Here is a 14,427-nt window from a genome sequence, read left to right on the forward strand (position 1 = left end):
GTTATCGCTGTGACCAAACTGCCTCCCTCGCCTCCGATTCTAAGCAAACCCGATGGGTCACTTGGCATGAGCATCGCCATTCGAGGAAGCAGACCGCAAAGGCAAGACAGATGGGGTACAAGCCCCAAAGCCATCCAAGCGATGCTGCGATCGTCGCAAACGGGACACTTTAGACTGCCGCATTGAGTTCTCTCAAATCGTTACTTTCTCGGATTGAAACCGTCTGAGATTTCTACACCACTAAGCTTCTCAGATATCCTCTAACCGGTTTGTATAACCAATTTGTACGATACCACCCCGCCAATTGGCATGGCATTAAGCCAGTTCCTAAAAACTAAAGTATTGAAGGAAGAAAAAACTTAAAGGTTGTACCGATTCCAACACAACTTTCAACCGTAATCTTTCCTTCCATTGCGTTAATCAGCTGATTAACGATTGCTAATCCTAATCCAGTTCCAGGAATCTTGCCTACATTCCTTGCTCGGTGGAAGAACTCAAATAAATGGGGTTGGTCTTCTGGGGGAATGCCAATTCCTTCATCCTGAACATGGAAAAGCACCTGTGACTCCTGACAACTTACTCGAAACTGAATTCTGCTCCCTTCAGGCGAGTATTTCATTGCATTAGAGAGTAGATTAACGAGAATCTGTCGCAGCAGCTTTTCATCCAGATAAACGCAATGGTCTGTACAGTTGCTTGTAAAAGCGATCGTCTGTCGGCTCCCCGCGTGCAATTGCATTTGATTCACGAGGTCGTGACAAAACTTAGATAGGTCTAGAGCAACAGGCTTCGATTGAATCTTTCCAGCTTCAGCTTGACCAACAATCAGGATGTCTTCAAGCAGTGATTTCATTTCCTTCGCTGCGGTTTGAATACATTTGAGTCGTTCTAGTCTTTCTGCCTCGCTCCAACGATGGCTGTAATGTTCCAACAGTTCAGCTGCAAGCATAATTGTACTGAGGGGGCTACCAAATTCGTGAGAAGCCATCGAAATAAACTGAGATTTCAATGCTCTCAGCTCCTTTTCTTGGGCTAGAGCTTGCTGCATCTGTCGTTCGGTTTGCTTGCGCTTGGTGATATCCCGCACCATGCCCCGATACCCTTGGAGCCTGCCTTCTTCATTCAAAATAGGACAACCACTCGTTTCGAGTTCAACAGCATGCCCGTTTTTGTGAAGCAGGACTTTTTCTAATCCGACAAAAGGAGTTTGCTGAGCGATGAAGGGACTCAGAAGGATAGAAAATTGCTTGGCTTCTTTTGCAGCCATAAAGTCGAACGTCGTTTTCCCCAAGACTTCTTCAGCTCGATATCCTAAAATGTCAAACACTTTGGGATTGGTGTAGGTAAAGCGACCGTCAAGGTCAATTTCCCAGACCCAATCATTTGTCTGTTCGACCAGGTTGCGAAACTTGGCTTCGCTCTGACGCAGTGCCAATTCAGCCGCCTTGCATTCCTCTGCCAGTAACACCGATTTCATCAGGCTATGCCGCAGCTCTAGTTGAGTAACGACCTGTTGACCTAGAACCTGCAGAACTTCAATTTGCTGAGGCGTGAGTGTACGAGGAACCCGATCGATTACACAGAGCGTTCCCAATACTTCTCCGGTGGGAGTGAGCAAAGGCATCCCCGCATAAAAGCGGATCGTCAGGTTGGAAGTCACGCGTGGATGGGTTGCAAATCGTTCATCCTCCAGTGCGTCTGGTACTATCAACACTTCGCGCTGTAAGATGGTATGGCTAAAGAATGCAATATCGTAGGCAGTTTCTGTGGCTTCTAGCCCCACCTTTGACTTAAACCACTGGTGATGAGCATCAATAAGACTGATCAGGGCGATCGGTGCACCACACAAGTGCGCGGCTAGGCGGGTAAGGTCGTCAAAGGCAGCTTCAGGTTCAGTCTCTAAAATGCCATACTGCGAGAGGGCACAAAGCCTTACTGATTCATACTTAGGCGAAGGAGCTATCTGCATACAATTCCAATCTTCATACAATTCCAATCTTAAGCACGGCTAGCACAAGCTATTGATTTCATTAACATTGATTGTACTGTGACGTCCCAGTATTCCTGATTGAAATAAGAAAGATAACTTCCATGTTTCAAATTATTGAATTATCTATAATTATTCAACTGTTTTTGAGTTGCTGAACTGGAATCTTAATGACAAATTCAGTTCCTTGTCCAGGAGTAAAAGAACAGTACCGTGAACCCTCATGCTTTTCTACCGTAATTTGATAGCTGTCGCTGATTGACTTCCTAATCCTGTTCCTTTCCCAGCAGATATTGTGGTCAAGAACGGATCAAATACCCAAAGACTTGATTGAGTTGCCCCGCCTATCCCTGCAGCCCGCTGCCCCAGGCTCGACATCTTCTCACTCTGCACCAATTGAGCTTGCGCTTGCCGGATTGCTTAAACCCGATCGATCGCCTTGAGGTGAGAGCCAATCGTTTGCAGTAAATCTTTCCGCGTAAAGGGCTTTTGCAGGAATCCTTGAAATCCCACCTGTTCCGCTCTCGCAGTGATATCGGTTGAAGTCACGCCGCTCATTGCGATCGCACACAGATCAGGATTAAATCGACGTAACAGCGGCAAGGCTGTAAAACCATCCAGCGTTGGCATCATTAAATCCATCACAACGCAGCGAACGCTTTCTTCATGTTGAGCCAGCAGCGCGATCGCCCCGATGCCATCGTAGGCGGTCAGAACTTGATAATCCTGAGCCAGCAGCGTTTCCTGCATCGTTTCACGAATTGCGACTTCATCATCCACGATTAAAATGAGCTGTTGATCACCCGATCGCAACTCCAGCTCCTTATCGATGCAGGGGGCGATCGTTCGGCTAGCAGGCAAAAAGACTTTAAACTGGCTGCCTTTGTTCACTTTGCTTTGGACATCTACAAATCCGCCGTGACTTTTGACAATGCCCAGCAGCGCGGAGAGCCCTAAACCCGTTCCTTTGCCCACTGCTTTGGTGGTAAAGAATGGATCAAAAATGCGATGCAAATGCTCTGGCGCAATCCCGATTCCTGTGTCTGTAATGGTCAGAACTACATAGAAACCCGCCGCAGCGTCAGGGTACATTCGGGCGTACTGTTCATCGATCGTCACGTTTTCTGCGTTGAGCGTTAACGTACCCCCTTGGGGCATGGCATCGCGAGCATTCACACAGAGATTCATGAGCACCTGATGCAGGTGGGTTGGATCGCCGGAAACCAGCGAGAGATCGGGAGCAATGGCAGTTTTGATGTCGATCGCCTTGGGCAATGTTGGCTCGATGATCTGCTTAATTTCGAGCAGCAAATCGTTAAGCTGGATGCAAACGCGCCGCCCTTCGACTCCTCGTGCAAAGGTAAGAATCTGTTTGACTAAATCGGCTCCACGACGGGCACTGGCTTCAGCAGTCTTGATTAAATCATGATTGTGATCGCTGAGGTCTGCTATTTTCAGCGGTAATAGCTGCATCACGACGAGAATTGGCGTGAGAATATTGTTCAGGTCATGTGCAATTCCCCCGGCAAGCGTTCCCAGGCTTTCGAGCCGTTGCGCTCGTAAAAACTGTGTCTCAAGCTGTTTCTTCTCGGTGATATCGATATGAATACCGAGCATCCGAACGGGCTGATCGCCTTCATAAAAGAGGCTGCTTTTCACCGCAATCCAGGGGGTGCTGCCGCTGACATGTAGAATCCGAAACTCAGTATCCAGCCCATGTCGGTTCTCGATCGCCTGCTGAAGTTCCTGCTCAATTCGACTCCGATCGTCTGGGTGCAGGGTTTGAATCCAGTCGTCGTACTGCCCATCGAAGCTCCCTGGGGCTAAACCATATAACGCTTCAACTTCCGGTGTCCATGAAACCGTATTGGTTTGAATATTCCACTCAAACGTCCCTGCTTTTCCCGCTTTCTGCGCGAGTTCCAGCCGTTCCTGAATTTTCTGAGCGCGAGCGATTTCCTGCTGAAGTCGCTGGTTTGCCGTTTCAAGTTCGATCGTGCGTTCCTGAATGCGCTCTTCTAAAATTTCGTTGGCTTCGTGGAGGGCAACGGAAGCCTGTTTGCGCTCGATTGCGTACTGAATCGACCGGATCAGGATATCGGGATTGATCTGCCGCTTCACCAGATAGTCCTGTGCGCCCTGTCGAACTGCCTGGATTGCCAGTTCATCGTTATTGGTATTGGTCAGCACGACGATCGGCAGGTTGGAAGATTCCCCGATAAGAGTGCCGAGCGACTCCAGCCCGGTACTGTCGGGAAGCGTGAGATCAAGCAAAATAACGTCGAAGTGTTCGGCTCGCAAACAGGCGATCGCTTCACTGATTCGCTTTGCGGAGGCAAGATAAAACTGATTGACTACGGTGTTTTTTAGAATCTCCTGAAGCAAGCGCAACTCCGCTGCATTGTCCTCTACCAGCAGCACTTTGATAGATGAAGCAGAGTCACGCATCAAAGCGTGAGGGGCAGTGTCGCTGTTTCTAACCAAAATTCCTCGATCCCCCGAATAATTTTGAAGAGCTGATTGAGATTGCGCGATTTTGCAATATAGCAATTGACGTGCAGATCGTAGCTTTTGGTAATGTCCTCTTCGTTGCGCGATGTTGTGAGAACAACGACGGGAATGTGTTTCAGGGAGGGGTTCGCTTTGATTTCCGCCAGCACTTCCCGCCCATCTTTTTTAGGCAGATTGAGATCCAGCAGAATCAGATCGGGATGAATTACCTGATCCTGCTGAAGATACTCCATGGCTTCCACACCATCCCGTGCAACGACAACATCACAGTCTACCCCCGTGCTTTTCAGGGCTTCCTGAATGAGCCGGATATCGCCTCGATTATCCTCGACGAGGAAGATAGTTTTTCTTCTGTCCGATCGCATGGCTGTGATCCCGCTCTCCTACCGGAATGGTGAAATAGAAGGTTGCCCCCTGACCCAGTTCAGACTCAACCCAAATCGTTCCGCGATGGCATTCAGCAATCTTTTTGCAAATTGCTAGCCCCATGCCTGAACCGGGATATTCATCGCGTGTGTGCAGTCGCTGAAAAATGACAAAGATGCGATCGCTAAATTTCGGGTCAATTCCAATTCCGTTATCGCGCACTGAAAAGAGCCACGCCTCTTCCCGACGCTCTACGCCCACATGAATTCGCGGTGCTTCACTGCTTCTGAACTTAATCGCGTTCGCAATCAGGTTCTGGAAGAGCTGCATCAATTGCGTTCCGTCTGCCACAATTTGCGGCATTGGATCATGAGTCACGATCGCTTCGGTTTCAGCAATCCGTCCGCGTAGATTGCTCAGCGCATGGTTGAGGGCAGTTTCAGAATTGGTTAATTGCCATTCAATCCCCTTGAGATCGACCTTTGAATAAGTCAATACATCGTCGATCAGGGTTTGCATCAAGCTCACGCCTTCCACCGCAAACTCGATAAACTCGCTGGCATCTTGGTCAAGCTGGTCGTGATAGCGCATCTCAAGTAACTGCACATAGTTCGCGACCTGGTTCAACGGCTCCTGCAAGTCGTGAGACGCGACATAAGCAAATTTCTTGAGCTCCGCGTTCGATCGCTCTAAATCCTGTGCCAGGAGTGCCAGTTCTTCCGCCTGCCGCAGCACGATATTGACGATCGCTTTCCGCAGTTCCAGGGTCGCTTGAATCTCTACTGGTTTCCAGGGCAGCGAGTTGAGGCGAACGGTTTCCTTCCAGAGTTCAAACGACTTACGAGGACAAAGCCACTGCCGATCGCCTGATTCTTGCAGCTCGTAGGCATGATTGGGATCACCGCCCCAGTTCACTGTTTGAATCACCTCTGGACGGAACCACAGCACATAGCTCCGCTTCGAGATGGGAATTGCCAGCAGTCCGCTTGCCACGTGCTTAAACCGCTCGGCATCCGAGTAGACTAAAGGCAGCGAACTGGTGTAGAACACTTCTTCATCCACATTTTTCGCAAGCCATTGAACGAGATAATTTAGCTCTTCCTCGGAAGGGGTTTGCCCGATCGTTGTCCAGCGTCCGCCAAAACAAATTGCCGCTCCTTTTGCGTCTGTCAGGTCAAGCAAGTTTGGTTCGGGCTGCATCAAGCCATCCACAAAACTGTTGGCTTCAGACATTGATTCGATCAGGACAGATTGTACGTGCGCCAGGTGCATCCGATAGTGATAATCCGCCGTTTCTTCACGGGTGGAAATCTCTGCAAAAATGACCCGCCCCAAAAATTCGCAGGCTTTTCGCAGCTCATAGGAAACGTATTTGGGCGATCGATGGTGGCAGGCAATTAATCCCCAAAGTTTGTCGTCTTTCATCAGCGAGATGGTCAGCGATGCACTTACGCCCATATGGTGTAGATACTCAATATGGCACTGGTAAGGACTTCGCAGAATGGACAGTGTGAGATCGGTGGGCTGCTGCGTAATTGGATTATTGCCTGGATAGAGCGAAGCCGGTTCGGCATGGGCATCGGGAATGACGCGAATCCAGTTTGACAAAAACATTTTGCGAGCCGGAACAGGAATATCCGATTCAGGAAAATGGAGACCGAGATAAGATTCCATCTCGTCTACTTTCTCTTCGGCAACGACTTCACCATGTCCATCTGCGTCAAATTTGTAGAGCATGACGCGATCGAAGCCAGTCACGTTACGCACTTCCCGCACAATCACCTGACAGAAGTCCTGTAGATTTGAGGTAGCTTCAAGCTGATTAATCGATGCCTTTGCAAGATGATAAAAACTCAGAAACGGAATGTTCTGCTGCGTAAATGCTGGCTCCAGCTCTAGCACCAGAAAACCATCTGCACTGCGATGGAAAACCGCATCAAACACACCATAGTCATCGCCGTTGCGCCGCACCCAGACGCGGGTGGGATTAACAAAATCTAGATTTTCTTCAGCTAACCCAGCTCGGAAGCGATCGACCTGAAACGAATCAAAAATCTCATCCAGTGTTTTACCCAGCAGCGAGGCAGGCGAGCGTTGCAGCAATGCCGTCGTATTGGTACTTGCCTGCAAAACAGTCAGCGTAGGCTCTTCCAGAATCAGCAAAATGCCATGTGGCTGAACCCCGGTCAAACTATGAATCGCGGGCTGTTTTAAACTGGTGAGATTAATGAGTTGCGTTTCCAAATTAAGATTGGTCATGATAGTTCCTTAGCTGTGCAAAGCGCACACCCTTATAAACAGCAATCGTTGAGGCGACAATATCCCAGCAGCTTCGTCTAAAAAATGAACAAAAGACTGACGAAACTCACTTCACTTGTTCTTCACTCGTTCGGCTTTTATTACGTTTCCTGAAGGGATACGGAAAACAATGCAAACGAATCAGTCAAAAGGTAGAACTACTATCTTTATTTTTGCTCTACGTTAGCAGCATAACGTAAAAGTCGTAGAATTTGAGTCGGAATTGTTAAGTAAAACAAAAGCCTATTTTGATTAAAATAAACCAATTTTTCTTAAGCTAAAGCAATTAAAAAAACAGCTTTTAAGTTAATAAAAATTAGAATCCTTCAAGAAAAGTTTTAACAGGGATAGCGTTCTACTCTAACGGTAAAGTAACAATTCCCAACCAAAACTCCTTAATCCGCTGGACGATTTGGTGAAGCTGATCGCCATTTCGGGGATTGATGACATAGCTATTTCCTTGCAGCAAATAGCTTCCGAAGATGTCTTCCTCATCATCGGAGTCTGTCAAAATGATCACTGGAATTCGTCTTAGGCCTGCATTAGATTTTAATTCCTCCAGAACTTCTCGACCGCATCCTTTCAAACGAAGGTTGAGCAAAATTAAATCTGGACGCTGAGCCTGGGTATATTCTCCACGACGATGGATAAAATTAAGGGCTTCTGTACTTTCTGCGATCGCTTTGACTCGAGAGGTAACCGCACCTTCACGGAAGACGTTTTGAATCAGAACAGCTTGCTCTGGATTGTCTTCTAAAATTAAAATAAAGGGTTGAGACGAGGATTGTTCCATACTGAATATCCTACATTAATCATCAATAACCCTATTGTGTGGCTAAAACTTTGTCATCCTCAGAAATAATGCGATTTTGTTAATTTTCAGGTGTGATGAATCAATCAAACTGCAAGTGATTGTTCCGGTAGTGCGGCAATCTGATGTGGAATTGATAGAGTAGAGAAGCTCATTAATCAGAAATCAGGGGATGCAATGCCCTCTGTGGAGTCATCGCAAAGCCTATACGCATGGCAACATGCCCAATGGTCATCAACGCGATCGCTGCCCTACTTGCCATCAAACCTTTTGTGAGTCCTTTGATAGTCTCTACTGCCGTCGACCGCATCTGAAGAAGACGATTCAGCTTGCGTTTAAACCTGATTACGGGGCTGCTCAACTATGAACTGGCACATCCCTCCTGACTCATACAGGAGGTCTAGTTTTTGCAGCACAACCTGGAAGAAGTTGACCGCAATTAATGCGCCCTGACTTCCTGCGAGACTGGCTGCGAAAGTAGGACGCATTCATGGGCAAGTTGAGCGTAAGAGAACTTAAGCGACTTAAGCCACTCTTGCAAAGGTGAGGAGATCCACCATCGTAAAGTTTCCGTCTGTCCTTCCATTTCGGCGCGGTAGGGTAGGAGTCCAGGTTGGCTTCTGGCTCCAATAGGAGCTCGAGTCACTCAGCAGAAGTCCGAAGAAGACCTCGGCAATGATCCGGCTTCCCACCTGACCAAGCCTTTGTCCGCCCTGTTGAACCAGTGCCTCTTTCAGGATGTAGTACCACAGTGGCGTACTTCTATGGAAGTTGAGGTGTCTCAATTCTGCTAGTTCTTCTGGCGTGAGCGGGGCATACCCCAGTTGCTGAGCGATCGCCTGCCCTGAGGGAATCCCATGTTGCAGATGACGTTCTAGATTGCGACCTGCAAGCGTTCTCACATCTTCCACCGGATCAGGCAAACCTGGACCCACAGGCAGATCGAACATTGGCGAAGAGATAAACGGATCAATGCGCTTGTTCGGCTTCACTCTGGGCTGCACTACAGCTTGACCATTTCTCACCGCAACTTCTTGAACACCAAAGTCAAAGAAGATGTCCCACTCTACAAATCGTCTTGGTGCCCGCCGACCGCCGCGCAGATCATTCGGATCGCCATCTTGGGGATCGATCACAGGGTCAAAAATGGGTGCACCGAACCCTTGGTTGGGTTTATAGCCTGGTCGAATCTGGCTGTGTCCAAATCGATAGACGCTAATCTGGAACTCGCGCGGCATTTTAGGTTTGGCAGAAGGCTGGAAGATGGTTGGACCGTTCTTCTTGACCTGCTCATAAACAACTGGATCAAGAGTCGCCTTCAGAAATTGATTGACGATGATGTACTGGTAGTGCCAGCGAACCAGACGACGGGCTTCCTCAAACATCCGCTTGGGATCGGAATTCGCAGGGTTCTGCTCCACTACATAATCAATCACCTGGTTATGAAACTTAAGGAATGCCAGATGGAGCTGAGAAATGATGACATTTTCATCGTTGCGGGGGTCAGCAATAATTGCACGTTGCTGGCTAGTTCGCGGTAGGTCACGCGCAGCTTCCATGTCAATCAAGAACTTGGTTGGGGCAGGACGCTGCAATTCTGGAGAGCGATCGTACAAGATGCTGTCTATATCTGGACCTCGTCCATATACACTATCCAGATCAAAAAATGGCGATCGCAGGTTTTTACTGTTGGTCACGGTCGAGGTCAGTGGCAGCGGATCAAAGGTAATGTCATGATCCAGGAATTGCCCCAAGAAGGTGAAACCAACCGTCATCTCTGGGTTTTTATTATCTGGATTACGTGTTGGATTGCCATCCAGTGGGTTCGTGATTGTAACGAGCGGATCTTGTGCATCCATCAGTCCGCCCTTCTTTCCCAAGATACGGAGGCGTTGCAGCACATCTTGCCGATTCTGTCCTTCTGCAAAGGAGGGCAGGCAAGGAAATAGCTTACTAAAATCGTTTTCTTCAGCTCGAACTGCATCTACCATAGGCATAAAGCTTCGGTAGAGCGAGTCCTCGAACATTGGAACATCCTGGAAAGATTGCTTAACGATCGTCTGCATAAACGCCTCCTAAGTTATTAGGGAGTCACTGTAGTTTCATTCTGGGTGGGGCATTAACTTTTAACCTTACCCACACGGGTACTTTTTCGGCTTACAGTTGCGATCCGCTGTCGTGATCGATAGAATCGTGTGTCACGAACTAGATTCATCACAATAATTATCGATAGAATTTTGTGTCCCGAACCAGATTTATCACAATAATTTTTGAAACAAGTGCTTAACGTAATGGAGGCAATATCCTTTTCGTTTGCCATCAATTTGCTATCAAAAAGATTTCAGAACCCAGTTCCTGGATCTATCAAATGCTTCTCATCAATTTTTTTAGAATTCCATAATGTTGTCTCACCTTTGTAAATGCTTCAATGCAGCGATCGGGAAGAAACAAAACTCATGGATAGCTCTGATTGAAACCCCTTAACTTATGACATAGTGTAATCGTTGATTTGTGGGCGTATATGGAATTTCTGACTGTTCTGCTGGCTGCGTTGCTGGGCGTTTTGTCTCCGGCTGGGTTTGTCGCCGATCGCCTCGCTGCAAATGCCATTCGGCAGCAGTTTGACCACATTGAGGATTTAGCCGTTCGGATCGACAGCACGCCGAATTACCGCCTACTTCAGGGCAGAGCCGATCGGGTACGAATTGCAGGACGAGGCGTTTTTCCGATCGCTGATGTTCGCATCGATACACTGGAAGTCGAAACCGATCCGATCGCCCTAAATCTGAGCGACGCAAACGATCTCAAGCAGCCAATTCAGGCAGGGGTGCGGCTTGTCCTGACACGGGAGGATTTGAATTCTGCGCTACGCTCGGAACCCGTAACAGATGCCCTGCGCGACCTTAGCCTGAATTTTTTGGGCGGCACAGCACAGCAGCTTCAGCGATACGACTTTGTGGAGCCGCAGGTGCAGTTTATCGCAGGCAATTCTCCAGAAGCGGAAACTCGTGTGCGGTTTCAGGTGAGTTTAGTAGAGCAGCCAGCCGAAGAAACGGCGCAAACCCCACCTCAGGACAATCGGATTGAAATTACAGGAGAAACAGGGCTGCAAATTCTGGCAGGAAAACAGCTTAGCCTGGTCAATCCAGAAATTCGCATCAACAATGAAGCCGTGCCGCCGGAACTGGTGAACCTGCTTTTAGGCGGCATCAGTCAGCAGCTCGACCTGGGCAACTTGCAGGACTCCGGCATTTTTGCCCGCATCCTCGACCTTCAGATCCAAGACGATCGCCTCACGCTCGCTGCCTTTGTCCAGCTTCAGCCCGGCTTCGATTTTTCCGATCGCTAATTTCCGAAATACCAGGAATCAAATCCGTAGTTATCCTGAATGTGGCTTACCCCACACCTAAACTTTCAGGAGGAATCCTGCAATGCAAGACCATCAATCCTCAACTCCGAGAACTTCCACGCCTCGCCGTGCCCCGGTCGTCATCATTGCTGGCTTAGCAGCGGTCGGTTTAGCCATTGGCGGTGGTGTTGCCTGGTGGAATGGGCGCTCAGCCGCCCCAGAAGCAAACGCCCCGACCTCAACCGCCGTTTCTCCTTCTCCGCAAACCGCTCCCGCACAGCAAACTGTTCAGATTTACTGGTTGAAGACGAACAGCGATCGAATTGAACTGGCTCCCGCTTCAATCAGCGTTCCAACCAATGGACAGCCCGATGCCACGCTCAAAGCTGCCTTTGAAACCATGCTGAAAGGCTCACCCGATGCCGCTCTCACATCCACTATTCCCCAGAACACGCGCCTCCTTGGATTAGAAGCTAAGCAGGATGGCATTCACGTTAACCTTTCTCAGGAATTTACATCAGGCGGCGGCAGCACCTCGATGCAGGGCAGACTAGGACAGGTAATTTACACCGCAACGGCGATCGATCCCAATGCGAAAGTCTGGCTTTCAGTAGAAGGGAAGCCGCTCGAAGTGCTGGGCGGCGAAGGACTCGTGATCAATCAGCCCACTAGTCGATCGGATTTTGAGCAGAATTTCAGCCTCTAAACAATTCCCACTAATTGCATCACTTCACTGGGTACCACTTCACTGAGTGCCCTCTATTTCCCTATTTCTGTTCAGACGGAATCAACTGGTGGCTACACAGCAGACTTCTATAGGGACGGTTTTTCGTATCCCAACTCCTTAAAAAAATTCCCGATCGCCTGACGACAACCGGGAATACTTTCGCTAATTTAATTCATGCTGATTGGCGATCGGAGAAGCAATTCAAGCGATTAAGCAGCTTGACGCTCTTTCGCTTCCTTGATCACAGCTTCAGCAATGTTATTCGGGCAGGGCGCGTAGTGCGAGAACGACATTGAGAACTGTCCCCGGCCGGAAGTCATGGTACGCAGGTCGCCGATGTAGCCAAACATTTCGCTCAGCGGTACATCTGCCTTAATCCGCGCTCCGGTAACACCCGTTTCCTGAGACTTCATCATGCCGCGACGACGGTTGAGGTCACCAATCACATCACCCATGTAGTTATCTGGCGTGAACACATCTACATTCATGATCGGCTCTAGCAACTGCGGACCTGCTTTCGGCATCGTCTGACGATAAGCTGCTTTTGCCGCAATCTCAAACGCGATCGCCGAAGAGTCAACCGGGTGGAAGCCGCCTTCAATCAGGGTGAACTTCAGATCCATGCAGGGGAAGCCTGCCAGCACACCTCTGTCGATGCTGCTCTCGAAGCCCTTTTGCACAGCGGGCCAGAATTCACGGGGAACGCTGCCGCCCGTCACTTTTGACTCAAACACAAAGCCCGTAGTAGGTTCGCCGGGTTCGATCGCATAAGTAATCTTCGCGTATTGACCCGAACCACCCGACTGCTTTTTGTGGGTGTAGGTATCTTCGGTGCGACGGGTAATCGATTCGCGGTAAGCCACTTGAGGCTTGCCCACTTCGACTTCCACGCCATAGGTGCGCTTGAGGATGTCCACCTTAATGTCCAGGTGAAGTTCGCCCATGCCCTTCAGAATCGTTTCGCCGCTTTCCTCGTCGGTCATCATGTGGAACGAGGGGTCTTCCTGCACCATCTTGGTCAGAGCTGCGACCATCTTCTCTTCACCGCCCTTCGCTTTCGGCTTAACAGCGATCGAGATCACGGGTTCCGGGAAGACCATCGGTTCCAGGGTTGCTGGATTCTTCGGATCGCAAAGCGTGTGTCCGGTCTGGACATTCTTCATGCCCACGATCGCCACAATATCGCCTGCCTGTGCCGAATCGATCTCTTCACGTGAGTTTGCATGCATTTCCACCAAACGGCTGACCCGCTCGGTTTTGCCCGTTGCCGTGTTGAGGATCGTATCGCCCTTCGACAGCGTACCGGAATAGAGGCGGGTAAAGGTGAGTGCGCCGTAGCGATCGTCCATGATCTTGAACGCCAGTGCGCGTAGCGGCTTCGTGGCATCAACAGTCGCAAATGTACCCGTTTCGTTGCCTTCCAGATCCATTTCCGGCTGGGGATTGACTTCAGTCGGGTTGGGCAGGTAGTCTACCACACCATCCAGCACGAGCTGTACACCCTTGTTCTTAAAGGACGAACCGCAGAAGGTCGGGAAGAACGCCATCTTGATCGTGCCCGTGCGGATGCACTGCTTCAGTGTATCGATGTCCGGCTCGTTGCCTTCGAGGTACTGCTCCAGCACATCGTCATCTTGCTCAACGGCGGTTTCGATCAGCTGTTCGCGGTAGGACTCGACCTGATCCACCATATCGGCAGGAACGGGTTCAATCCGGTAGTTCATGGGGTCGCCAGACTCATCCCAGATCCAGGCTTTGCGGTTCAGCAGGTCAATCACGCCTTTGAACTCGTCTTCGCGACCGATCGGCAGGGTCATCACCAGCGGCTTCGCGCCGAGGATCTGCTCCACCTGCTTCACCACGCGATAGAAATCTGCGCCCGTGCGATCGAGCTTGTTGACGTAGATAATCCGCGACACTTTGGACTCGTTGGCATATCGCCAGTTGGTTTCAGACTGGGGTTCTACGCCGCCCGAGCCGCAGAATACGCCGACGCCGCCGTCCAGCACTTTCAGGGAGCGGTAAACCTCGATCGTGAAGTCTACGTGCCCGGGAGTGTCAATAATGTTGAGCTGGTGATCGTTCCAGAAGCAGCTTGTAGCAGCAGATTGAATCGTAATCCCCCGCTCCTGCTCCTGTTCCATGAAGTCCGTCGTGGCTGCGCCTTCGTGAACCTCACCGATCTTGTGGATTTTGCCAGTTAGTTTCAGGATTCTTTCAGTTGTAGTCGTCTTCCCCGCATCAACGTGAGCGAAGATGCCGATATTGCGGTAACGAGTGAGGTCTTTCATTGTGTGCGTGTGTTTTCTAAATTGAAAATTTGACGAACCGTTGATCAGGATTTTAGGTTGATCAGGGTTGGGATCGATGATTGCCTG

General features: G+C 49.5%; 11 protein-coding genes. 2 read left to right on the forward strand and 9 right to left on the reverse strand.

Translation table 11 applies throughout. The annotated features are described in order from the left end of the window. Positions 1-57 precede the first annotated feature (57 nt). The 8 genes from NDA02_RS17285 to NDA02_RS17320 form a co-directional block, all read right to left on the reverse strand. On the reverse strand, positions 58-183 hold the full coding sequence (locus tag NDA02_RS17285; RefSeq protein WP_348255471.1) for a hypothetical protein: 126 nt from the start codon (positions 181-183) through the stop codon (positions 58-60). A 151-nt stretch (positions 184-334) separates the two neighbouring features. Beyond that, the gene (locus NDA02_RS17290; protein WP_348255473.1) at positions 335-1,969 is read right to left on the reverse strand and encodes an ATP-binding protein; all 1,635 of its coding nucleotides are present in this window, start codon (positions 1,967-1,969) and stop codon (positions 335-337) included. Between the two features lie 438 nt (positions 1,970-2,407). Next, a complete protein-coding gene (locus tag NDA02_RS17295) occupies positions 2,408-4,435 on the reverse strand; it encodes a response regulator (protein WP_348255475.1) in 2,028 nt (675 codons plus the stop codon). Beyond that, positions 4,435-4,863: a response regulator gene (locus NDA02_RS17300; protein ID WP_190793716.1), complete on the reverse strand. Its 429-nt coding sequence runs from the start codon at positions 4,861-4,863 to the stop codon at positions 4,435-4,437. Before NDA02_RS17300 ends, NDA02_RS17295 begins: the two co-directional genes overlap by 1 nt. After that, entirely contained in the window at positions 4,820-7,123 is a 2,304-nt protein-coding gene (locus NDA02_RS17305; RefSeq protein ID WP_348255476.1) for an ATP-binding protein, read from the reverse strand. Before NDA02_RS17305 ends, NDA02_RS17300 begins: the two co-directional genes overlap by 44 nt. Positions 7,124-7,517: 394 nt before the next feature. Then, positions 7,518-7,955, reverse strand: a complete 438-nt coding sequence (locus NDA02_RS17310) for a response regulator (protein ID WP_348247352.1) — start codon at positions 7,953-7,955, stop codon at positions 7,518-7,520. A gap of 353 nt (positions 7,956-8,308) precedes the next feature. Further along, positions 8,309-8,461, reverse strand: coding sequence for a hypothetical protein (locus tag NDA02_RS17315; RefSeq protein WP_190793719.1), 153 nt, complete (start codon positions 8,459-8,461; stop codon positions 8,309-8,311). A 36-nt stretch (positions 8,462-8,497) separates the two neighbouring features. Further along, positions 8,498-10,039 (reverse strand): heme peroxidase family protein, encoded by a 1,542-nt coding sequence (locus NDA02_RS17320; protein WP_348255477.1) that lies wholly within the window; start codon positions 10,037-10,039, stop codon positions 8,498-8,500. Between the two features lie 455 nt (positions 10,040-10,494). Between NDA02_RS17320 and NDA02_RS17325 the strand changes: the two genes are divergently transcribed. Then, complete coding sequence (locus tag NDA02_RS17325; protein WP_348255479.1) at positions 10,495-11,322, forward strand: DUF2993 domain-containing protein; 828 nt, start codon at positions 10,495-10,497, stop codon at positions 11,320-11,322. Between the two features lie 82 nt (positions 11,323-11,404). Then, a complete protein-coding gene (locus NDA02_RS17330) occupies positions 11,405-12,028 on the forward strand; it encodes a GerMN domain-containing protein (RefSeq protein ID WP_348255481.1) in 624 nt (207 codons plus the stop codon). 230 nt (positions 12,029-12,258) lie between these two features. Here NDA02_RS17330 and fusA read toward each other — a convergent pair whose 3' ends face one another. Further along, positions 12,259-14,340: an elongation factor G gene (fusA, locus tag NDA02_RS17335; RefSeq protein ID WP_348247349.1), complete on the reverse strand. Its 2,082-nt coding sequence runs from the start codon at positions 14,338-14,340 to the stop codon at positions 12,259-12,261. Positions 14,341-14,427 lie beyond the last annotated feature (87 nt).

This window comes from Leptolyngbya sp. ST-U4, from assembly GCF_039962215.1.
Lineage (GTDB): Bacteria > Cyanobacteriota > Cyanobacteriia > Elainellales > Elainellaceae > Leptolyngbya_A.

What these genes read in the sequence shown, in the direction of transcription:
- NDA02_RS17285 (WP_348255471.1), bottom strand. Translation starts at nt 183, where the DNA reads ATGCGGCAGTCTAAAGTGTCCCGTTTGCGACGATCGCAGCATCGCTTG.
- NDA02_RS17290 (WP_348255473.1), bottom strand. Translation starts at nt 1,969, where the DNA reads ATGCAGATAGCTCCTTCGCCTAAGTATGAATCAGTAAGGCTTTGTGCC.
- NDA02_RS17295 (WP_348255475.1), bottom strand. Translation starts at nt 4,435, where the DNA reads ATGCGTGACTCTGCTTCATCTATCAAAGTGCTGCTGGTAGAGGACAAT.
- NDA02_RS17300 (WP_190793716.1), bottom strand. Translation starts at nt 4,863, where the DNA reads ATGCGATCGGACAGAAGAAAAACTATCTTCCTCGTCGAGGATAATCGA.
- NDA02_RS17305 (WP_348255476.1), bottom strand. Translation starts at nt 7,123, where the DNA reads ATGACCAATCTTAATTTGGAAACGCAACTCATTAATCTCACCAGTTTA.
- NDA02_RS17310 (WP_348247352.1), bottom strand. Translation starts at nt 7,955, where the DNA reads ATGGAACAATCCTCGTCTCAACCCTTTATTTTAATTTTAGAAGACAAT.
- NDA02_RS17315 (WP_190793719.1), bottom strand. Translation starts at nt 8,461, where the DNA reads ATGCGTCCTACTTTCGCAGCCAGTCTCGCAGGAAGTCAGGGCGCATTA.
- NDA02_RS17320 (WP_348255477.1), bottom strand. Translation starts at nt 10,039, where the DNA reads ATGCAGACGATCGTTAAGCAATCTTTCCAGGATGTTCCAATGTTCGAG.
- NDA02_RS17325 (WP_348255479.1), top strand. Translation starts at nt 10,495, where the DNA reads ATGGAATTTCTGACTGTTCTGCTGGCTGCGTTGCTGGGCGTTTTGTCT.
- NDA02_RS17330 (WP_348255481.1), top strand. Translation starts at nt 11,405, where the DNA reads ATGCAAGACCATCAATCCTCAACTCCGAGAACTTCCACGCCTCGCCGT.
- fusA (WP_348247349.1), bottom strand. Translation starts at nt 14,340, where the DNA reads ATGAAAGACCTCACTCGTTACCGCAATATCGGCATCTTCGCTCACGTT.